This window comes from Streptomyces sp. NPDC093591 (assembly GCF_044764885.1).
GTDB lineage: Bacteria > Actinomycetota > Actinomycetes > Streptomycetales > Streptomycetaceae > Streptomyces.
The window spans coordinates 99,740-120,660 of sequence record NZ_JBIWIY010000006.1 but is presented as its reverse complement, the minus strand read 5'-3'; the positions used below and the strand labels follow the sequence as shown (position 1 = coordinate 120,660).

The following is a 20,921-nucleotide window of genomic DNA, read 5'->3' as shown; positions in this document are numbered from 1 at the left end:
GGCGTCGGTGAGCCCTCGCCCGGTCAGATCCGCCGCCGGGCCTTCCGTGCCCGCCGCACCACTGCCGCCGCGCCCAGCAGGGCCACCGTCGCCCCGGCGGCGCCGGCCGCCGTCGCGTCCTTGCGCCCGAGCCGCCGCCCGGCGACCGTGTGCCGGCCGGAGACCTCCTCCAGCAGCTCCGCGAGCACTTCCTCGTTGGTCCACTGCGGCCGCCACCCCGCGTCATGGAGCCGGCTCCCGCTGACCACCCAGGGGTACATCGTGTACGCCAGGTCCCCGGCCGGAGAGGGCGTCAGACCGATCCGGTGCAGGCGGGCCGCCGCACCCAGCGCGACCGCGGACGGCAGCTCCATCCGCCGGATCCCGCTGAGCTCCTCGACCTCCTCCTGCTCCAGCCAGCCGTCACATCCGACGGCGAGTTCCCCCTCGACCTTCTCCAGGACGGCGTACTCCAGGGCGCTGCACAGATCCTCGACGTGACAGAACTGCCAGGCGGGCCGCGACCCGGCGACGACAAGCAGCCGAGGTGACTCGAAATACCTGGTCAGCGCGGTGTCCGTACCACCCACGAGGACCGCGGGCCGGACCACGGTGACATTGAGTCCGGGGTGGGCCCGAGGAGCCCTGCGCGCGAGGCGCTCGATCTCCAGCAGATCCGCGACCCCGGTGGCCTCCGCCGTGGCCCGCAGCTCCGCGTCCTCGGACAACGGAAGCTCGTTGTCCGGCAGCGCCCCGTAGACCATCGCGGAGGTGCACAGCACCACCCGGTGGATCCCGGCCGCCGCCGCGGCCGTCAGCACGGTCTGCGTCCCCCGGACGTTGTAAGCCGTCCGGGCGGCGGGATCCGTCTCCAGATCCAGATCGAGCGCCAGGTGAACGACCACGTCGGCGCCCCGCAGCTTGTCCGCGATGGCCGGATCCCGCACATCCAGGATGTGCCACTGAGCCGCCGCGCACTCACCGCGCCGCTCGTCGATGGCGATGACCTGCTTGACCTCGTCCGACGCGGCCAGCCGCTCGGTGAGCAGCGCGCCGACACCGGACGCGGCACCGGTCACCGCGACGACGGGCCCGCGCACACCGCGCGCTGGAGGGGTTGACTGGTTTCGCGCTGCGCGAACCTGCGGATCAGGGGAACTCACCGGGCGTCTCCAGCGGTTGTCTTCAGTACGAACGTGAGTGACGCGTACGTACCAGGTGGCATCCATCCTGCCGCAGGCCGAGAGTCGGCGAAGCACCGAGGCCCGATCGGCTCGCGGTGTCTACGCTGGGTGGTGTTATCGGGCAGCCGCGCCGCCGGTGGAAACCGGTGGCCTTACCAGCCGAGGAATCCCGTGAGTGACACCCCATTCGGATTCGGCCTTCCGCCGGAGGAGCCGGACGACGGCGACGAGGGCAAGAAGAAGGACCAGCAGAGCGGTGGTGGTCAGGGCCCGGCCAACCCGTTCGGTTTCGGCGGGCTGCCCGGTGCCGGGGGCTTTGGTGGCCCCGGCGCGGACAATCCGTTCGCTGCCATGTTCGGTTCGCTGAACCCCTCCGACCTGGGCGCCGCGTTCCAGCAGCTGGGGCAGATGCTCTCCTATGAGGGCGGCCCGGTGAACTGGGACATGGCCAAGCAGATCGCCCGCCAGACGGTCTCCCAGGGCACCGCGGACGGCACCAAGGACGCGAGCGTCGGCCCCGCCGAGCGCACCGCCGTCGAGGAGGCCGTCCGCCTGGCCGACCTGTGGCTCGACGATGCGACGTCCCTGCCGTCCGGCGCGGGCTCCGCGGTGGCGTGGTCCCGCGCGGAGTGGGTCGAGGCGACCCTGCCCGCCTGGAAGGAGCTCGTCGACCCGGTCGCCGAGCGGGTGGGCACCGCCATGGGCGATGTCCTGCCGGAGGAGATGCAGGCCATGGCGGGCCCGCTGATCGGCATGATGCGCTCGATGGGCGGCGCCATGTTCGGCACGCAGATCGGGCAGGCCGTCGGTGTGCTCGCGGGCGAGGTCGTCGGCTCCACCGACATCGGCCTGCCGCTCGGCCCGGCCGGCAAGGCCGCGCTGCTGCCGGTGAACGTCGAGACGTTCGGCAAGGACCTGGGCGTGCCGAAGGAGGAGGTGCGGCTGTATCTCGCCCTGCGCGAGGCGGCCCACCAGCGCCTCTTCGCCCATGTGCCGTGGCTGCGCTCGCACCTGTTCGGCGCGGTCGACGGCTACGCGCGCGGGATCAAGGTCGACACGGCCAAGCTGGAGGACGTGGTCGGGCAGTTCGACCCGCAGAACCCCGAGCAGCTGCAGGACGCCCTGCAGCAGGGCATGTTCCAGCCGGAGGACACGCCGGAGCAGAAGGCGGCTCTGGCCCGTCTGGAGACGGCTCTGGCGCTCGTCGAGGGCTGGGTGGACGCGGTGGTGCACGCCGCCGCCAAGCCCCGTCTGTCGTCCGCGGACGCGCTGCGCGAGACGCTGCGCCGCCGCCGCGCCTCGGGCGGCCCGGCGGAGCAGACGTTCGCCACGCTGATCGGCCTGGAGCTGCGCCCACGGCGCCTGCGTGACGCCTCCCGTCTGTGGGCCTCGCTGACCGACGCGCGCGGTGTCGACGGCCGGGACGCCCTGTGGGCCCACCCGGACATGCTGCCGACGGCCACCGACCTGGACGACCCGGACGGCTTCGTGCACCGTGAGCAGATCGACTTCTCCGAGCTGGACAAGATGCTCGGTGAGGCGGCGGGCGGCTCCACCGGGAAGCCGGACCTGAAGAAGGACGACGGGTCCAAGGACGACGACAAGGGCGACGGCACCGAGTGAGCCTGTACGACGACGCGGTCCTCGTACTGAAGGGGTACGAGGACCAGGAAGATTTGCGCCAGGCCTACCTGGACCATCTCGCTGAGCACCCGGACGGCATGTGGAAGGCCTGCGGGGACGGGCACATCACGGCCAGCGCCCTGGTGATCGACCCGTCACGCGGGCGCGTGCTGCTGACCCTTCACAAGAAGCTGCGCATGTGGCTGCAGATGGGCGGTCACTGCGAGGCGCAGGATGCCTCCCTGGCGGCCGCCGCCCTGCGAGAGGCGACAGAGGAGTCCGGCATCACCGGCCTGTCGCTGCTGCCGGGCGGCCCGGTGCGCCTGGACCGGCATCCGATCCCGGCGCCCTGCCACTGGCACTTCGACGTGCAGTACGCGGTCCTGGCGCCGCAGGACGCCGAGCACGCGATCAGCGAGGAGTCGCTGGACGTGCGCTGGTTCGCCTACGACGAGGTGGCGGAGGTGGCCGACGAGTCGGTCGTACGCCTGCTGGAAGCGACCCTAGCCCGCCTGTGAACGGGTGAGGGCGACCGCAAAGGCGGTCGCCCTCACACAGACGGCCGGTCGCGCCCCGTAAGGGGTGCGGGGACTGCGCGACCAGCCACCTGCGCGCCGCGGCCAAGAGCGGCCCGCAGCCCCCGAATCCCCTCGGCCCGGCCAGCGGAGCGATCAGCTCCAGACGTTGCCCTGGTTCTGCCCCCGGGCCCCCTGCTGCCCCATGCCGTACTGGGCGGCGAGGCCCGAGCCGATCTGGGCGTTCTGCGGCGGCAGCAGCTCGCTGGGCTGGACGAGCGCGTAACCGCTGCCCATGAAGCTGAGCTCCCAGCCCTCACCGGTGCTGCCCCGGCGCCGCCACACCCCGGAGGAGTGCGTCTGGGCCTGCATCTGGACGCGCAGGCTCGTCGACCAGGCGACGATCGCGTCGGCGTCGCAGTTGACGTACTTGTCGGGCGTCACCTGCATCATCAGCGGCATGCCCGAGGTCATCAGGGCGACCTTGCCCCGGCCGGAGATGTTGAGCTGGTACTTCCCGGAGCCGGAGATGCCGTAGAGGCTGTCGACGGCGATGACCTCGTGGTGCAGGGAGGAGTCCATCGCCAGCACGTAGCTGCTGTCGACGGTCAGACCGTCCTGCTCCACCTCCATCACGTGGACGTGCTGCTTGAGGTTGGCGAGGTAGACCGTGCCCTGCCCGTGGCAGCGCATGAGGTCGAGGCCCTCGCCGGTACGGGCACGCGCGCGTCCCTGCTGGTTGCTCTGGAATTCGGCGTCGAACTCGACCAGGCCCTGGTAGGCGACCATCGTGCCCTTGCGGGCGAGGATGTCGTCGTGGCCCTCCAGGGCGACGCGGAGCATCTGCTTGTTCTGCAGGCTCCAGCGCTCCTGGGTCTGCTGCTCGTTGTAGGCGAAAAGCGGACTCTGCATGGCTTTCTGGCTCCCCCTCAGCCCCGGATCCGGAGACGGTCGGTGCTGTCCTCGCTGGGCTGGACGACGACGATGCCCTGGCCGGAGAAGGCCATCTGGTAGGCCTCACCGCTGCCCCGGCCGATGAGCGACTGCGCCTTGAAGCTGCGCTTGCCCTTCACCTTGAGGTTCGGGGACCAGGCGACGAGCGCGTCCGGGTCGACGTACGTCTCGTCCTCGCCGCCGCCGCAGTCGACGACGATCGGCTTGCCCCGGGAGGTCAGCGCGACCCAGCCCTGCCCGGAGATCTTGGTGTTCCACAGGCCCTGCCCGGCGAACTTCGCCAGGCCCTTCACCCGCTCGACCCCCCACGTCAGGTGGGCGTCGAAGGCGAGCAGGTTGGTGGCGTTGACGGAGATGCCGTCGCCGTTGAGGTTGATGACGACGACGTTGGCGCCGTAGTCGGCGAGGTAGAGCAGGCCGTCGCCGGAGCACTTCATCAAGGGCGCGCCCTCGCCGGTCATCCAGTCCTTGGCGATCTGGCGCACAGCGGGCGGGTTGGGCTCGTACTGGACGAAGCCTTCGTAGGCGACCATCGACCCCACGCGCGCGAAGAGGTCGTTCCCGGTCTGCATGGCGACCTTCAGCATGTGGTTGCCGTGGTTCTCCATGCGGGCGGTCACGGGTGCGGGGGCGTAGCCCGCGAGCGGCTGGTTCATGACGGGCTCTCCCTCAGATCTCGTACGGCTGGACGACGATGAAGTTGCCGGGCGCGCCGCGGAACTGGAGGTTGACGCTCTCTCCGGTGTCGCCGGGGTAGGCGTTGCGGCGCATGCGCACCTGGCTGGAAACGACCACCTGGGAGGCGGCCGACCAGGCGACGACGGCGTTGCAGTCGGCGAACGTCGTGGGCGTGACCGGAAGGACCACGGGCGTGCCGTGCGTCTTGACGACGATCGTGCCGGTGCCCGTGAACTGCATCGTGAACAGCGCGCCACCGGGGATGCCGTGGCCCTCGATGCGGCGGATCTCGTACTGGAGGCTCTCGTCGAAGGCGAGGACGTTCTCCGCGGAGACACAGATGCCGTCGCCCTGGAGCTCGATGGGGTGCAGCATCGTGGAGTTCTCGGCGAGGAACACCTGGCCCTGGCCCGTGCAGCGCATCAGCTGCATTTCCTGGCCGGTGGCGTTGCCCACGATCCGGCCGGCGAAGCCGGCGCCCTTGTAGCTGAAGTCGACCTTGCCCTGGTAGAGCACCATGCTGCCCTGCCGGGCCAGCACGGGCTGCCCGCCGATGCCGAGGTCGACGCGGACCATCTTCTTGTTCTGCTGCGTCCAGCGCTGGCCGGTGGGCGTCTCCTTGAACTTCTGGAGCGCCGCGGCCACGCCGGGGCCCTGCGCGCCTTGAGGAGCACCTTGAGGTGCGCCCTGCGGGGCTCCGTAGGGCGCCTGCTGGCCCGGGACCTGGCCGTAGGGGGGCTGCTGGCCGTAGCCCGGAGGCGGGGTCGGCTGGCCGTAACCGGGCGGCGGGGTGGGTGCCTGCGGGGCCTGGGGCTGGGCGTAGCCGGGGGGCGGCGGGGCGGTCGGAGCGGGGGCCTGGCCGTACGGCGGCTGCTGACCCGGCTGGCCGTAGGGCGCGGGCGCCGGGGCGGGGGGCGGCGGGGCGCCGCCGGGCGGCGTCATGGGCGCGACGATGGTCGGCTGGGCGTGCACCGACGGAGCGGGCGCCGGGGCCGGAGGCGGCGGGGTGGACGCGGGCGGGGGCGCGAAGCCCTGGGCGGCGGGCTGCGGAGCCGGTGCGGGCGCGGGGGCCGGGGCGGGCGCGGGAGTCGGGGCCGCGGCCGGCGGGGCGCCGAACGCGGGTGGGGCGGCGGCCTGGGCGGGCGGTGCGAAGCCGGGGGCCGCACCTGCCTGAGGCTGCTGCGGCTGCTGCGGGGCGGCGGGCGTCTCCTCCTCGGCGACCTCGCCGCCGAAGTTCCTCAGCAGCGCGTCGAGGCCGCCGTCGAAGCCCTGCCCGACGGCCGCGAACCGCCAGACGTCCTTGAGGTAGAAGTCGCCCAGCATCACGGCGCGTTCGGTGGAGAACTCCGAGCCGTTGAAGGAGTAGCGGGCCACTTCTTCGCCGCCGGCGACGATCCGGATGTATCCGGGGGCGATCTGCGACATCTGTCCGGCGCCGTCGATCGTCGCCGTGAAGGACAGCTTCTGGATCTGCGGGGGGATGTTGTCGAGCGTGACCCGGAAGGACTCGGTGTCACCGGCCTGGGCGCCGAGGAGCTGGATGGACTCCTCGGGGGACTTCGGCTGGTTGAAGAAGATGAAGTAGCGGTCGTCCGAGAGCCGTTCGTCGGCGTCGAGACCGAAGCAGCTGATGTCGAAGGTCAGCCCTGGGGCAGTGATCTGCACACCTACGTACAGATCCGTGCCCGCGGTGAGGTCACTGATCTTGGCCTTGTGGCCGCGTTGGAATTCCCTGGCCATGCGTAACGACCGTCCCCCATCCCGAATGTGAGTGCGTCGCGCCAGGCTAACGGCAAACTCCGACATCGGACGAAGCCGGTACAGACCCGGTACACAACGCCCGGCCAGCCGTACCGGAAGCACTGCCTCCGGGGCTGCCTCTGGGGGAGGTCCTCAGGTAGCGGTCACTCGCCGCGCGCGCCGGGCACGTGGGGCAGGCGCTCGGCGGCAACCACCCCTTCCAGGTAGCCCTTCGCCCGCTCGGTGCGGGGGTACCCCTCCAGCAGCCGCCAGAAGCGGGGCCCGTGTCCGGGCACCAACAGATGTGCGAGCTCGTGCAGGAGGACGTAGTCGACGACGTACTCGGGCATGCCCTGCAGCCGGTGCGAAAGACGGATGCTGCCCTCGGCCGGGGTGCACGAACCCCAGCGGGTGTTCTGATTGGTGACCCAGCGCACCGAGCTGGGCCGGGCACGGCCGTCGAAGTACTGGGCCGACAGCTGCTCGGCCCGCTCGGCCAGTTCGGCGTCGCCGAGGACCTGCTTGCTCTCCTGCGCGGCCAGCTTGTCGAGCATGACGTTCACCCAGCGCTGTTCCTCGGCCTCGGACATCCGGGCGGGGATGAGCACGACGGTGCGGTCGCCCTCGCGGTACGCCGAGACCGTCCGGCGGCGCCGGGCGCTCCTGCGGACCTCGATCGCGCTCGCCCCTGAGCCGCTCGTCGGCGGGCTCGTCGTACTGCGCTGTGGCGTTCCGGCGCGGTGCAGTGGGTCGGCGGACACGCCCCGACGTTACCCGCTGCACATGGGGGAAGTCCCGACTCCGGGACGGTTCGATGCCGATCCCCCACCATGCGTTTGATTTGTACTACGAATATCCACCGCCTGTGGACAACTTTCGGCACGGGGCGCGGCGTCGGGGCATGCTGGCAGTCACCGGCGGAGCTTCGACCGAGCTTCACCGGCACACGGGGATGTTCCACTACGGCTACGGGGGCCTGTTCATGCAAGCGACGGTTTCGACAGGTTCGGCGGATTCCGGGGGTTCGGCCAGTTCTGCGGGTTCGGCGGGTTCCGGAGATTCGGCTCCCTCCGCAGGTTCGGCTGGTTCGGTAGATACGACGCTTCCACTGGCTCCAGTGGTGAAGCCCGCGCTCAGGCGAGGCTGGCGGGATCTCAATACCGTGCAGTTCGGGATGACTCCGGCGCACGCGCTGACGCTGGGCCCGATGGACACGGCGACGGGCAGCTTCCTCGACCTGCTCAACGGCACCCGCGGAGTGGAGCTGCTGCGCGAAGAGGGCCGCCGTATGGACCTGCCGGACGGTCACGTCGAGGGGCTGGTGCGCCGGCTGGCGCGGGCCGGGCTGCTCGACGACACGAAGGGAGGCGGTCCGGCCGCCCAAACCCTGCGGCGCAAGAAAGAGGTCCTGGACCGGCTGCGCCCCGATCTGGCCTCCCTGTCCCTGACCACGTCCGAGCCGGGCGAGGCGATCGACCGCCTGGCCGCCCGCCGCTCACTGCGCGTGCAGGTGAGGGGAGCCGGCCGAGTGGGCACGGTGGTGGCGTCACTGCTGTCGGGCGCGGGGGTCGGCGACGTCGACGTGCGCGACGTCGGCCGTGTCGAGCCGTGGGACGTGACACCGGGCGGGCTGCCCGCGGAGGCGGTCGGCGACCGCAGGGACGAAGCCGCGCGACGGGCCGCCCGCCACTGCGCACCTGACCGTCCACCACGCCGCGGCCCCAAGGCACCTCCCGGGGAGGAGGGCATGGGCCACTCCCTGGTGATCATCGCCCCACGGGACGACGTCGCCGTGCACGCGCCCTCCCCGTCCGCCGCCGAACCCCTCATCACCTCCGGTACGCCCCATCTGTACGTCGGTGTCGTGGAGGGCACCGGCATCGTCGGCCCGCTCGTCCTGCCCGGCGAGACCGGCTGCGCAGGCTGTCTCAACGAGGGGCGCACCGACCGGGACCCGGCTTGGCCCCGCCTGGTCGCGCAGTGGCGCTCAGGCTCGGGAAGGACTCGCGGGGTGCAGCCCTGCGATCTGGCGCTGGCCACCACGGTCGCCGGGCTGGCGGCGGCACACGCCCTGGCCTTCCTGGACGGCCGGATTCCGTCGAGCGCGGGTGCACGCTGGGAGGTGTCCCTGCCCGGTCTGAGCTGGCACGCCCGGCCGGTGTGGGCACATCCCGCGTGCCCCTGCGGCGCCACGGAGAAAGGTGAGGGAGAACACCCCTCCGAGGACGAGGGTTCGCACGAGACAATGGCAGAGCAACGGCCGCCGAAGGAGTCACGCCGTAAGGCAGACGCGGAGCGGCTGGCTGGGACTTGGAGGGCGCATGTCTGATCTTCCCCGCAAGGCGGTCACCCGTACCGCCAAGCTCGCCGCGCTCCCGCTCGGCTTCGCCGGGCGGGCGACCTGGGGACTCGGCAAGCGGATCGTCGGCGAGTCCGCGGAGATCGTCGGGCGCGAGCTGCAGCAGCGCACCGCCGAGCAGATGTTCAAGGTGCTCGGCGAGCTCAAGGGCGGCGCGATGAAGTTCGGCCAGGCCCTGTCCGTCTTCGAGTCGGCCCTGCCCGAGGAGGTCGCCGGCCCGTATCGGGCGGCTCTCACGAAGCTGCAGGAGGCGGCGCCGCCGATGCCGACGCGCACCGTGCACATGGTGCTGGCGGAGCGGCTCGGCGAAGACTGGCACGACCTGTTCCTGGAGTTCGAGGACAAGCCCGCGGCGGCGGCCTCGATCGGCCAGGTGCACCGGGGTGTGTGGCACGACGGCCGTGAGGTGGCGGTCAAGGTGCAGTACCCGGGGGCCGGCGAGGCACTGCTGTCCGACCTGAACCAACTGAGCCGGTTCGCCCGGCTGTTGGGTCCGCTGATTCCCGGCATGGACATCAAGCCGCTGATCGCGGAACTCAAGGACCGCGTCTCCGAGGAACTGGACTACGGCCTGGAGGCACAGGCCCAGCAGGCGCACGCGGAGGAGTTCGCCGACGATCCGGACGTCGTCGTGCCGGCGGTGGTCCACCAGAGCGAGCAGGTCCTGATCACGGAGTGGATCGACGGCGTCCCGCTCTCGGAGGTGATCTCCGACGGCACCCAGGAGCAGCGCGACCGCGCCGGCCAGCTCCTGGCCCGCTTCCTCTTCTCCGGCCCGGCCCGCACCGGCCTGCTGCATGCCGACCCGCACCCCGGCAACTTCCGCCTTCTGCCGGGCGGCCCGGACGGCGAGGACGACTGGCGGCTCGGTGTCCTGGACTTCGGCACGGTCGACCGCCTCCCCGGCGGGCTGCCGACCCCCATCGGTGACTCCCTGCGCATGACCCTGGACGGCGAGGCGGAGGCCGTCTACGAACTTCTCTGCACCGAGGGCTTCGTCAAGGAATCAATAGACCTGGACCCCGACGCCGTCCTCGACTACCTCCTGCCGATCATCGAACCGGCACAGGTCGACGCGTTCACCTTCACCCGCGGCTGGATGCGCAGTCAGGCCGCCCGCGTGGCCGACCCCCGCTCTCCCGCGTACCAACTGGGCAAACGGCTCAATCTGCCCCCGGCGTACCTCCTCATCCACCGGGTGACATTGAGCACAATCGGAGTGCTGTGCCAGCTGGGCGCGACGGTGCGGCTGCGTCAGGAACTGGAGGAGTGGCTGCCGGGGTTCGCGCCGGAGGAGCTGACCGACGAGGAGGAGTCGGCGGCGGAGGCGTGAGCGGCCGCCCTACCACCAGGCCGAGTCCAGTCGCCCCTCGATCGCCCTGAGGTTCTCCCGGGAACAAAGGTCGCAGATGTAGTGGCGGATGCCGTTCTCCACGGAGCAGGCCCAGGTGGGCTGCGGGGCCTTGGCCTCGGTGCCGCAGCGGGCGCACACGAGGGGCTGGGGCTCCGCGGCGGAGCCGCCGTTGTCACTGCCTCCGGGAAGACTCGTCACTCGCCGACGATAACGCCACCACTGACTGAGGGGCGGACACAACGCACCGCGGGGGCCGGTCCGTTCGCTCGGACCGGCCCCCGCGGGGAGCCACCGCCTCCCGGGTCGGGAGGCCATCACCGCTTGGCGGTTTGTTCGGTTACTGCATGACCGCCATGGCGAGCGCACGGCGGGCGCGCTTCGAGGCACGCTCGGCCTGGCGCTGCATACGGCGAGCGGTCGCCAGGCGCACGGCCCGGCGTTCCTGCTCGGCCGCCTGCTGTCGCTCGTGCATATGCGCACGTGCCAGGGCTTCTTGGATGAGTTGCATCTCTCGGTTCCTGTTCTGACGCGAGTCGTTCGCGCCACTAGTGGTGAAGTCTTCAGGCGCGGAGCCTGCGAGTTCGTGGGTGGACGGCTTCATCGGGGCCTGCTTCTGGGGGTCGTGCGTGAGGGGACGGTCGATCGTTCCTGCGGTGTTCATGCCGTGACCGGGTTCTTGCGCGGGCGGCCACGCGGCCGCTTCCGGGCGACGACGACACCCTGGACGAACAGCTCGCCACCCCAGACGCCCCAGGGCTCACGCCGCTCCTTGGCGCCGGCGAGGCAGGCCTCGATCAGCGGGCAGGTGCGGCAGAGGGACTTGGCGTACTCGACGTCCGCCGGCGACTCGGCGAAGAAGACCTCCGGGTCGTAGGAGCGGCAGGGGACGGGCACGCCGAGGTTCTCGATGGCGTCGTCGAGCGCGGTGAGCGCAGTGAGCGGGGTCAAGGTGGGGTCCTCCGTGGGGCCGGGCTTGGGGATCACGTCTGAAGGCGGTACGGACGGGGCGTGCGCTTCGAGTTGCACGGTTCGTCTTCCTCGTCTGGTCGTTCCGGTCCTGTTGGACCGGGTGGCGGCTGGTACCGGGGCTTTCTTGGCCCGAGGCCCCTTCACTCCGTCATCCCCGTTGGAGGACAAACAGAAGGGCCGCGGATCCCGGATGGGGTTCCGCGGCCCTGAAGGCGCCGGCCTGATCTGCGATCAGGCTGGATCACTCCAGGGTTCTGGCCCACGGAAGGCCCACATCTGGTGGTGCTGCGTCGTCTGCTTCCGGAATCCGGCACCGGTCGCCGCAAAGGCATAGGCCTGCGCCTTTGCCTCTACTGCCGCTTCCAGTGCCTTGGTCGGTCGCTCATTGCGCTCACGGACGGGAAGGCCCGCGGGAGCAACGGAGGACGCCGGACGCTCGGCACGAATGCCGGACAGACCGGTGCCCTGGTTGGAGGCGCCGAGCATGCACAGGGAGGCGACGACCGAGCGATCGGTCATTTTCACGATGCTGATGGAGCTGGTGTTGATGCTGATCACTGGACTCGCCTCCTCTCGGCGTCTAAGGGGACTGGGGTGAACCAGTCCGACGGGTATGCAAGTAGAACACGGAATTGGGGCCTCCGAGAAGGCCTCCGTTCCCGTGGCTAAGAACCTATGGGGATTGCTGGGGCATGCGCAAACTATTTTTTCGACGAGTTCGTATCATTCCCCGCCGGAGCCCTCCCCAAGCTCCTGGCCTGCGCAGATGGCCAGAACATCGGCTCCGTAGCGCTCGAGCTTGCGCTTGAGGACACCGGAGATTCGCGACAGCTCAACCGGACTGGTCGGCTCCGCTTCAGCGATGGCCATCAAGGTCCTGTCCGTGAAGACGCAGAAGTCCGGCTGTCCGCTGAGCCGGGCTTGGACGGCGCGCCACTCGCGGAGCCGTTCGTAGAGACCCTCGTCCATGTCGGAGGGGCAGTCCTCGCAGCGCATCAGCTTCATCTCACCGGCGTCGGTGAGTGTGCGCCCGCAGACGCGGCAGCGGGCCGGAGTGCGCGGGGTCCGTCTCGGGGCGGCATCCGGCCGGCTCGTGAAGCCGCGCTCGACGCCTCCGGAGCCGCCGCCGACGGCCGTGCGTCCGGTGGTGGCGGTCGAGCCGGGGCGCAGTCCGTCGAGGAAGCGACTGGGACGGCGGTTGGGCCTACCGCCGGGCGCCCGACTGAGAGACCAGGAGACATGGAGGTGCTGCCGGGCGCGGGTGACGCCGACGTAGAGGAGGCGGCGCTCCTCCTCGATCTGCTCGTCGGTCTTTGCGTAGGTGATCGGCATCATGCCCTCGGCCACACCGACCAGGAAGACGACGTCCCACTCCAGGCCCTTGGCCGAGTGCAGGGAGGCGAGGGTCACGCCCTGCACGGTCGGGGGGTGCTGGGCGTTCGCCCGCTCGTCGAGCTCGGCGACGAGGTCGGCGAGGGTGGCACCGGGTTTGGCCGCGGCGAAGTCCTGGGCGAGGTTCACCAGGGCGGCCAGGGACTCCCAGCGCTCTCTGACGGCGCCGGAGCCGGCCGGGGGCTCGGTCGTCCAGCCCTCTCCCGACAGCACGGCGCGCACCTGCGAGGGCAGGTCGACGGCGTCGTCGAGGAGCGAGTCGTTGCCACCGAAGCGGGCCGCGCCGCGCAGGGCGATGCCTGCCTTGCGCACCTCGGGACGGTCGAAGAACCGCTCGGCACCCCGCAGCTGGTAGGGGACGCCCGCGTCGGCGAGGGCCTGCTCGTAGGTCTCGGACTGGGCGTTCGTGCGGAACAGGATGGCGATCTCGCCGGCCGGGATGCCGGAGTCCATGAGGTCCCGGATGCGGCGGGCAGCACCCTCGGCCTCGGCGGGCTCGTCCGTGTACTCGGTGTAGACGGGTTCGGGGCCCGGGTCACGCTGGGAGATCAGCTCCAGGCGGTGGTCGGCGGCGCGGCCCCGGGCCTGGGCGAGCAGGCCGTTGGCCAGGTGGACCACCTGGGGGGTGGAGCGGTAGTCGCGGACCAGCTTGACGACGGTGGCACCGGGGTGGCGGGTGCGGAAGTCGAGCAGATGGTCGGGGGTTGCTCCTGTGAAGGAGTAGATCGTCTGGCTGGCGTCACCGACCACGCACAGGTTGTCGCGGTCGCCGAGCCACAGCTCCAGCAGCCGCTGCTGGAGCGGGCTGACGTCCTGGTATTCGTCGACCACGAAGTGCTGGTACTGGGAACGGACCTGGTCGGCGATGTCGTGGCGGTCCTGGAGGACGCCGACGGTGAGCAGGAGGACGTCCTCGAAGTCGATGACCGCGCGATCGCGCTTGAGGTCCTCGTAGACGTTGTAGATCTGGGCGATCTCGGCCGGGTCGCGGGGGGCTTCGCGGCCTGCCTTCGCGGCGGCGGGGGGATAGTCGGTGGGGACGGTCTGGGTGACCTTCGACCACTCGATCTCGGCGGTGACGTCCCGCAGCTCGTTCCGGTCGAGGCGGATGCGGCAGGCGGCGGCCGCGTCGGCGACGAGGTGGATCTTGCGGTCGACGAGCCGGGGCAGGGAACCACCGACCGCTTTCGGCCAGAAGTACTGGAGCTGTCGCAGGGCAGCCGAGTGGAACGTACGGGCCTGGACTCCGGCGGCGCCGAGCTGGCGCAGCCGGCCGCGCATCTCTCCCGCGGCACGGTTGGTGAAGGTGACGGCGAGCACGCTGGAGGGCTGGAGGATGCCGGAACGCACCCCGTAGGCGATGCGGTGGGTGATCGCCCGGGTCTTGCCTGTCCCTGCGCCCGCGAGCACGCACACCGGACCGTGCAGGGAGGTGGCCACCTCGCGCTGCTCGGGGTCGAGCCCTTCGAGCACCGCGTCGGCCGAGTCCGGTACCTGCGGGAAGAGGGTGGAGTGCGTTGCTGCTGTCACACGGCCATGCTGCCAGGTCTCCGGAGACGGCTGTGCCGGTTGTCCACAGGCAGGCACTGATAGTCGTATTAATGCGGCAGGCATCACGTGGCCGGGCATACCCCGGGTGGGAATGGCGCCCCGGTCGCGTACGTTCCCTCTCTGGACGACCTGTTCCCCCGAGCCACCCAAGGAGCGCGCGAGACATGCAGGGCACTGTGACGATGTACAGCACCACGTGGTGCGGCTACTGCCAGCGGCTGAAGAAGCAGCTGGAGCGCGAGGGGATCGCGTACACCGAGATCAACATCGAACAGGACCCCGAGTCCGCGGCGTTCGTCGAGAAGGCGAATGGCGGAAATCAGACGGTCCCGACCGTGCTCTTCGGGGACGGTTCGACGCTGACGAACCCGTCGCTGGCTCAGGTGAAGCAGAAGATCGGCGTGTGATCGACGCGCTGTGAAAGGGTGGCCGCCCCGCTTCGGGGCGGCCACCCTTTTCTTTTGGATGTCCTGGGAACTCAGACGCTGCGCGTGGGCAGCGGCTTGCCGTACCAGAGCTCGATCAGGCGGGCCGCGATCGAGATGCCGTACGGCGGCATGACCTCGCCCGAGTCGAAGGCGGCACGCAGTTCCTCACGGGAGAACCAGCGGGCCTCGTGGATCTCGTCGCCGTCGACATTGACCTCGGTGGACGTGGCGCGGGCCATGAAGCCCAGCATGAGGCTGGACGGGAAGGGCCACGGCTGGCTGGCGACGTACTCGACCTGGCCGACGGTGACGCCGGCCTCCTCGAAGACCTCGCGGCGCACCGCATGCTCGATGGACTCGCCGGGCTCGACGAAGCCGGCGAGTGTCGAGAAGCGGCCCTCGGGCCAGTGGACCTGGCGGCCGAGAAGGATGCGGTCGTCCTCGTCGGTGACCGCCATGATCACGGCGGGGTCGGTGCGCGGGTAGTGCTCGGCGCCGCAGGCGGGGCAGCGGCGGATGTGTCCGGCCGCGGCGATCACGGTGCGCTCACCGCAGCGGGAGCAGAAGCGGTGGGTGCGCTGCCAGTTCTCCAGGCCGACGGCGTGCACCATCAGGCCCGCGTCGCGCGGCGACAGCAGCAGGCCCGCCTCGCGGAGGCCTGCCGGACGCGCGGACTGGTCGATACGGCCGGGCAGCGCGTCCTTCTGGAGGGCGAAGTAGCTGACGCCGTCCTCGTCGATGCCGAGGAAGTAGCGGTGCGCCTCGGTGAGGGGGGCCTCGAACGAGGGGGTCATGACGAGTTCGGTGCGCCCGTCCGCCGTCTCGTCGATGAGGACCTGGCCGCCGGAGACCACGAAGCAGCGGGTCGTGGGGTGGCTCCACGCCGCCGCGAGCCAGGCCTCGTCGAGCCGGTGGTGGGCGGCGCGGTCGATGCCGCTCGGGGCGGTGAGCGAGATGGGTCGGTCGGCGGTGTGGTCGGTCCAGGTGGTCACGGGTGCTTCCAACTCCCCCAGTGGAACGGTGAACTTCGGCGGGCGGATCGGCAGGACGTACGACGGGAGGCGACCGGGTGCGGCAGGGCTCGGCGGTGCGGGGCGGCCTTCTCAGTGTGCCCCGCGCGCGTGGCCGCTCCGGACGGCCCGGGGCGCTCAGGGCGCATGGCGCCAGTTCGCGGCGAGGTCGCCCCACAGGTATGCGGTGGTTTCCACGCCTTTGAGGAGCAGGTCCAGCTCGACCTTCTCGTTCGGTGCGTGCCAGCCGTCGGAGGGGACGGAGATGCCGAGGAAGAGCACGGGTGCGCCGAGGACGTCCTGGAGGTCGGCGGCGGGGCCCGAGCCGCCTTCGCGGGTGAAGCGGACGGGTCCCTCGAAGGCGCGCCCCATGGCGCGTACGACGGACTGCAGGGCCGGGTGGTCCAGCGGCGTCAGACACGGGCGGGTGGCGGCGCTGAACGTGATCTCGCAGCGGATCCCGGCGGGTGCCTGAGCGTCGGCCCAGGCGCGTACGGCCTTCTCGATGTGGTCGGGGTCCTGCCCCGCGACCAGCCGGAAGGAGAGCTTCACCATGGCGGAGGACGGGATGATCGTCTTGCTGCCGGGGCCCTGGTAGCCGCCACCGATTCCGTTGACCTCGGCGGTGGGGCGGGCCCAGATGCGCTCCAGGGTGGTGTGACCGGCCTCGCCGTGAGTGGCGTAGGACTTGGCGGTGCGCAGCCACTGCTGCTCGTCGAACGGCAGCTCGGCGAAGAGTTCGCGCTCGCGGTCGGTCAGTTCGACGATGCCGTCGTAGAAGCCGGGGATCGCCACGCGCGCGTGCTCGTCGTGCAGGGCGGCGACCAGGCGGGCGGCCGCGGTGGCCGGGTTGGGGACGGCGCCGCCGAAGGAACCGGAGTGGATGTCCTGGTCGGGGCCGTACAGCCGGATCTCGCACTCGGCGAGACCGCGCATGCCGGTGCAGACGGTGGGGGTGTCCTCGGACCACATGCCGGTGTCGGACACGATCACGGCGTCCGCCGCGAGCCGCTCGGCGCGCTCCTCGACGAGGGCGCGGAAGTGCGGAGAGCCGGACTCCTCCTCGCCCTCGATCAGCAGCTTCAGGTTCACAGCCGGGGCGGTGCGGCCGGTGGTGGCGAGGTGGGCGCGGACGCCGAGTGTGTGGAAGAACACCTGCCCCTTGTCGTCGGCCGCCCCGCGCGCGTAGAGGCGCCCTTCGCGGACGACGGGCTCGAAGGGTTCGCTCTCCCAGCCGTCCTCGCGGGCTGCGGGCTGCACGTCGTGGTGGCCGTAGACGAGGACTGTGGGTGCCTCGGGGTCGTCGGAGGGCCACTCGGCGAAGACGGCGGGCGCGCCCGGGGTCGGCCAGACCTCGACGGTCGGGAAGCCTGTCTCCCTGAGCTTGGCGGCGAGCCAGTCGGCGCTGCGGCGTACATCGGGCGCGTAGTCGGGCTGGGCCGACACGGAGGGGATGCGCAGCCACTCGGCGAGGTCGTCGAGGAAGGCGGCGCGGTGCTGCTCGATGTACGTGCGGACGGCGCTGTCCGGGGTCTGGCTCATGGTCACGAGCCTATCGGCCCGCACCGACATCCTCGGTGGGCGGTTCCTCACAGTCCGCCTGGGCGACCGGCTCCTCGGTCAGCAGCTGCTCCAGCGCGGCCCGGCCGGGCAGATCGTCCGGGCGGACGACGTCGCCGCTGCGGACGTACAGGAACGCGGCGTCGACCGACTCCAGGGGCACACCCTGCTGCTCGGCCCAGGCGAGCCGGTACAGCGCGAGCTGGAGCGGGTCGGCGGTGCGGGTGCGGTTGGTCTTCCAGTCGACGATCTCGTACGTCGCCCCGTCACCGTCGCCGTCCTTGTAGACGGCGTCGATACGGCCCCGTACGACGCGGCCGGCGATCGCGAGCTGGAACGGGGCCTCGACCCGGTACGGCGTGCGGTGCGCGTACTCGGTGCGTTCGAAGGCGTCCTTGAGGGCCTCCAGGTCGCGCTCGTCGGCGATCTCCGCCTCGCTGCCGGGGAGGTCCTCCGGCTCCAGCATGGGCAGGGTCAGCTCTTCGAAGCGGGCCTCGACCCAGGCGTGGAATCGGGTGCCTCGGCGTGCGGCGGGTTGTGGCGGGCGCGGCATGGGGCGCGCGAGTTCCTGCGCGAATCCGTCCGGGTCGGCGGCCAGCCTCAGCAGCTGGGACGCGGTCAGCGACGCCGGCAGGGGTACGTCGGTGACGCTCGCGCGGGCGCGCAGGAGTTCCCCGGTGAGGGCGTCGAGGTCGCGGTCCCAGGAGGCGATGGTGCGCATTTCCTCCGGGGTGAGGTGTTCCGGTTCCGTGGAGTGGGGGCGAGCCGGGAGTGGGGCGGGGTCCGGAGACGTCGCCTGATGCGGGACCGAGGGGCGGTCCACGGTCCAGGAGTCCCAGTCGGCCGGGTCCTCTCCGGCGAAGGCGTTCGCCTCCTGATCCTCCTGGTACTCCTCGTAATCCTCGTAGTCCTGGTACTCCTCGTGCGCTTCGTCGTCCGGTGGCGGGGGCCAGTCCGGATCGTCGTACGTGTCCGGGTCGTGTGTCGCGGCTGGGTGGCCGTGCTCGGGGGAGGTGAGGTTCTCCAGGTGGGCCAGGACCGTCTCGGCGGCCGCGCGGCGTCGCGCCAGGGCGGCGTCGTCGAGGGGCAGGGGCCACACCTGGTCGGCGGTCTCCCGGTGCAGGACGGGGTTCACTTCGTCCTCGGCGGGCTCGTCGGCCCACGCCTCGATCTCGCCGTAACCGGCCGCGCAGTGGTCGTACAGGGCCTGCAGGAAGTCGGAGGGGCCGCGGGGCTTCTTCTGGCTGGGGCCCCACCAGTGGCCGGAGCCGAGGAGCAGGGAGCGGGGGCGGGTGAAGGTGACGTAGCCGAGGCGGAGCTCCTCGGTGTGCTGGTGGTCCTTCATGGCCTCCTGGAAGGCCTTCAGGCCTCGGGCGTCCCAGGAGGCGACATCGGGGAGCGTGTCGGCGTCACCGCGCAGTTCGTGCGGCAGCACCTTGCCCTGGGCGGTCCACTTCTCACGCCCCTTGGTGCTGGGGAAGGTGCCGGTGACCAGGCCGGGGACGGCGACGACGTCCCACTCCAGGCCCTTGGACTTGTGCGCGGTGAGCACCTTGACGGTGTTCTCGCCGCCGGGCAGGGCATTGTCGAGGCCCTTCTCGTACTGGGCGGCTGTGCGCAGGAAGGCGAGGAAGGCGAGCAGGGTCGCCTGATTGTCGCCGGCCGCGAACGAGGCGGCGATGTCGAGGAAGTTGGACAGGGTCTCGCGGCGGCGGGCGGCCAGCGCGTGCGGGGAGGCCGAGAGTTCCACCTCCAGGCCGGTCACGGCGAGGACGCGGTGCAGGACGTCCATCAGCGGGTCGGCCAGAGAGCGGCGCAGGTCGCGCAGTTCGGTGGCCAGGCGGGCGAACCGCACGCGCGCGTCCGGCGAGAAGGGCAGGCGGTCGGCGTCCCCGTCGCCGTCGAGCGGTGTCTCCAGGAACGTGTCGAGGGCGTCCGCGAGCGAGATCACCTCGGCGGGGTCGACGCCCTCGACGGCCTCGGCGAGCCGGCGGTCCGGGTCGTCGTCGCCGTCCACGCGCGCGTGGGACACCAGCAGCCGGGCGCGGCGCCCCAGGAGGGCGAGGTCGCGCGGGCCGATCCGCCAGCGCGGGCCGGTGAGGAGGCGGACCAGGGAGGCGTTGGCACCGGGGTCCTGGAGGACCTCGCAGACGGCGACCAGGTCGGCGACCTCGGGCAGGTGGAGCAGCCCTGACAGGCCGACGACCTCGACGGGGACGTCCCGGGCGACGAGCGCCCCCTGGATCTCGGCGAAGTCGGTCGCCGTGCGGCACAGGACGGCGATCTCGCCGGGCGCCTTCCCCGTGTTCACGAGATGGGCGATGGAGTCGGCGAGCCAGTCCATCTCCTCGGCGTGGGTGGCCAGCAGCGCACAGCGGACGGTGCCGTCCCGCTCGGCTCCGGGGGCCGGGCGGAGGGCTTCCACGCCCGCGTGCATGGCGCGCAGGGGCTCCGCGAGACCGTTGGCGAGGTCGAGGAGGCGGCCGCCGCTGCGGCGGTTCTCGCTGAGCGCCTGGCGGGTGGCCAGGCGGCCGTCGGCGTGGGCGAAGTGCTCGGGAAAGTCGTCCAGGTTGGCGACGGAGGCGCCGCGCCAGCCGTAGATCGCCTGGCAGGGGTCGCCGACCGCGGTCACCGGATGGCCGGTACCGTCCCCGAACAGGCCCGCCAGAAGGACGCGTTGAGCCACGGAGGTGTCCTGGTACTCGTCCAGGAGGACCACCCGGAACTCGTCGCGCAGGCTGCGGCCCACCTCGGGGATCTTGGCGAGCTGCGCCGACAGGGCGATCTGGTCGCCGAAGTCGAGCAGATCGCGCTCCCGCTTGGCGGCGCGGTAGCGGACCACCAGCTCGGCCAGTTCGCGGCGCGCGGCGGCCGTCTCGGGGACCTTGCGCAGATCGGCGTTGGAGAGCTTGGCGCCCTGCAGGGTGAGCAGCAGCTCGGCGTCGTACGCGCGCAGGGCCTCGGGCCGTACGAGGTGCTCGGCGAGCTCGGCGTCCAGGGTGAGAAGGTCGCTGACCAGGTCGGCGAAGGAGCGGGTGAGGGCCGGGTACGGGCCGGGGGACTCGCGCAGCACGCGTGCGGCGAGCTGGTAGCGGGTGGCGTCGGCGAGCAGGCGGGAGGTCGGTTCGAGGCCGATGCGCAGGCCGTGGTCGGTCAGCAGTCGGCCCGCGAAGGCGTGGTACGTCGAGATCACCGGCTCGCCCGGAGGGTTGTCCGGGTCGATGACGTCGGGGTCGGTGACGCCGGCCTTGACGAGCGTCTTGCGGACGCGCTCGGCGAGTTCACCGGCCGCCTTGTTGGTGAAGGTCAGGCCGAGGACCTGCTCGGGCGCGACCTGGCCGGTGCCGACCAGCCACACCACGCGCGCCGCCATCACCGTCGTCTTGCCCGATCCGGCTCCGGCGACGATCACCTGCGGGGCGGGCGGCGCGATGATGCACGCCGTCTGCTCCGGGGTGAAGGGGATGCCGAGGAGCTCCTTGAGCTGATCGGGATCGGTGATACGGGCGGACACATCGGAGAGGCTAGCCGCGGGCACCGACAGTCGATGACGGATCGCTCCTCGGGCCGGGAGAAGCGCAGGTCAGCACGTGTGGTGCGATCCGTCACGCCGACTGCTGGACCA

Annotated in this window: 18 protein-coding genes; 5 read left to right on the top strand and 13 right to left on the bottom strand. The window is 71.3% G+C overall.

What is annotated here, in order from left to right; translation table 11 throughout:
• Positions 1–23 precede the first annotated feature (23 nt).
• Complete coding sequence (locus tag ACIREI_RS14750) at positions 24–1,142, bottom strand: SDR family oxidoreductase (RefSeq protein ID WP_403332285.1); 1,119 nt, start codon at positions 1,140–1,142, stop codon at positions 24–26.
• 192 nt (positions 1,143–1,334) lie between these two features.
• On the opposite strand from ACIREI_RS14750, the gene ACIREI_RS14745 reads away from it, so the two are divergent.
• Positions 1,335–2,786, top strand: coding sequence for a zinc-dependent metalloprotease (locus tag ACIREI_RS14745; protein ID WP_403332283.1), 1,452 nt, complete (start codon positions 1,335–1,337; stop codon positions 2,784–2,786).
• Positions 2,783–3,304, top strand: a complete 522-nt coding sequence (locus ACIREI_RS14740; RefSeq protein ID WP_403332280.1) for an NUDIX hydrolase — start codon at positions 2,783–2,785, stop codon at positions 3,302–3,304. Before ACIREI_RS14745 ends, ACIREI_RS14740 begins: the two co-directional genes overlap by 4 nt.
• Before the next feature lie 153 nt (positions 3,305–3,457).
• Here ACIREI_RS14740 and ACIREI_RS14735 read toward each other — a convergent pair whose 3' ends face one another.
• From ACIREI_RS14735 to ACIREI_RS14720, 4 genes are all read right to left on the bottom strand, one after another.
• Positions 3,458–4,213 carry an AIM24 family protein gene (locus ACIREI_RS14735; protein ID WP_403332277.1) on the bottom strand — a complete coding sequence of 252 codons (756 nt, stop codon included), beginning with the start codon at positions 4,211–4,213 and terminating at the stop codon, positions 3,458–3,460.
• A 17-nt stretch (positions 4,214–4,230) separates the two neighbouring features.
• Positions 4,231–4,911, bottom strand: coding sequence for an AIM24 family protein (locus ACIREI_RS14730; protein WP_403332275.1), 681 nt, complete (start codon positions 4,909–4,911; stop codon positions 4,231–4,233).
• Between the two features lie 13 nt (positions 4,912–4,924).
• Complete coding sequence (locus ACIREI_RS14725; RefSeq protein WP_403332272.1) at positions 4,925–6,673, bottom strand: TerD family protein; 1,749 nt, start codon at positions 6,671–6,673, stop codon at positions 4,925–4,927.
• A 164-nt stretch (positions 6,674–6,837) separates the two neighbouring features.
• A complete protein-coding gene (locus ACIREI_RS14720; RefSeq protein WP_128434526.1) occupies positions 6,838–7,434 on the bottom strand; it encodes a M48 family metallopeptidase in 597 nt (198 codons plus the stop codon).
• A 347-nt stretch (positions 7,435–7,781) separates the two neighbouring features.
• Between ACIREI_RS14720 and ACIREI_RS14715 the strand changes: the two genes are divergently transcribed.
• Both ACIREI_RS14715 and ACIREI_RS14710 read left to right on the top strand, forming a co-directional pair.
• Positions 7,782–9,002, top strand: a complete 1,221-nt coding sequence (locus ACIREI_RS14715; protein WP_403332935.1) for a TOMM precursor leader peptide-binding protein — start codon at positions 7,782–7,784, stop codon at positions 9,000–9,002.
• Complete coding sequence (locus tag ACIREI_RS14710; RefSeq protein WP_403332269.1) at positions 8,995–10,365, top strand: ABC1 kinase family protein; 1,371 nt, start codon at positions 8,995–8,997, stop codon at positions 10,363–10,365. The genes ACIREI_RS14715 and ACIREI_RS14710 overlap by 8 nt, the downstream gene beginning before the upstream one ends.
• Positions 10,366–10,374: 9 nt before the next feature.
• Here the strand turns inward: ACIREI_RS14710 and ACIREI_RS14705 are convergent, their stop codons facing one another.
• From ACIREI_RS14705 to ACIREI_RS14685, 5 genes are all read right to left on the bottom strand, one after another.
• Positions 10,375–10,584 carry a hypothetical protein gene (locus tag ACIREI_RS14705; RefSeq protein WP_403332266.1) on the bottom strand — a complete coding sequence of 70 codons (210 nt, stop codon included), beginning with the start codon at positions 10,582–10,584 and terminating at the stop codon, positions 10,375–10,377.
• A 139-nt stretch (positions 10,585–10,723) separates the two neighbouring features.
• A complete protein-coding gene (locus tag ACIREI_RS14700) occupies positions 10,724–11,047 on the bottom strand; it encodes a hypothetical protein (protein WP_403332264.1) in 324 nt (107 codons plus the stop codon).
• Positions 11,044–11,412, bottom strand: coding sequence for a WhiB family transcriptional regulator (locus ACIREI_RS14695; RefSeq protein ID WP_403332261.1), 369 nt, complete (start codon positions 11,410–11,412; stop codon positions 11,044–11,046). The genes ACIREI_RS14700 and ACIREI_RS14695 overlap by 4 nt, the downstream gene beginning before the upstream one ends.
• Before the next feature lie 174 nt (positions 11,413–11,586).
• Complete coding sequence (locus ACIREI_RS14690; protein ID WP_403332258.1) at positions 11,587–11,913, bottom strand: hypothetical protein; 327 nt, start codon at positions 11,911–11,913, stop codon at positions 11,587–11,589.
• A gap of 165 nt (positions 11,914–12,078) precedes the next feature.
• Positions 12,079–14,277, bottom strand: coding sequence for an ATP-dependent DNA helicase UvrD2 (locus ACIREI_RS14685; protein ID WP_403332255.1), 2,199 nt, complete (start codon positions 14,275–14,277; stop codon positions 12,079–12,081).
• A gap of 185 nt (positions 14,278–14,462) precedes the next feature.
• On the opposite strand from ACIREI_RS14685, the gene ACIREI_RS14680 reads away from it, so the two are divergent.
• A complete protein-coding gene (locus ACIREI_RS14680; protein WP_190069482.1) occupies positions 14,463–14,705 on the top strand; it encodes a mycoredoxin in 243 nt (80 codons plus the stop codon).
• A 71-nt stretch (positions 14,706–14,776) separates the two neighbouring features.
• On the opposite strand, the gene nudC is transcribed toward ACIREI_RS14680, so the two are convergent.
• From nudC to ACIREI_RS14665, 3 genes are all read right to left on the bottom strand, one after another.
• Complete coding sequence (nudC, locus tag ACIREI_RS14675) at positions 14,777–15,718, bottom strand: NAD(+) diphosphatase (protein WP_403332252.1); 942 nt, start codon at positions 15,716–15,718, stop codon at positions 14,777–14,779.
• Positions 15,719–15,874: 156 nt separating this feature from the next.
• Positions 15,875–17,278, bottom strand: a complete 1,404-nt coding sequence (locus ACIREI_RS14670) for a dipeptidase (protein WP_403332249.1) — start codon at positions 17,276–17,278, stop codon at positions 15,875–15,877.
• A 10-nt stretch (positions 17,279–17,288) separates the two neighbouring features.
• Positions 17,289–20,810, bottom strand: coding sequence for an ATP-dependent helicase (locus ACIREI_RS14665; protein ID WP_403332246.1), 3,522 nt, complete (start codon positions 20,808–20,810; stop codon positions 17,289–17,291).
• Between the last annotated feature and the right edge of the window lie 111 nt (positions 20,811–20,921).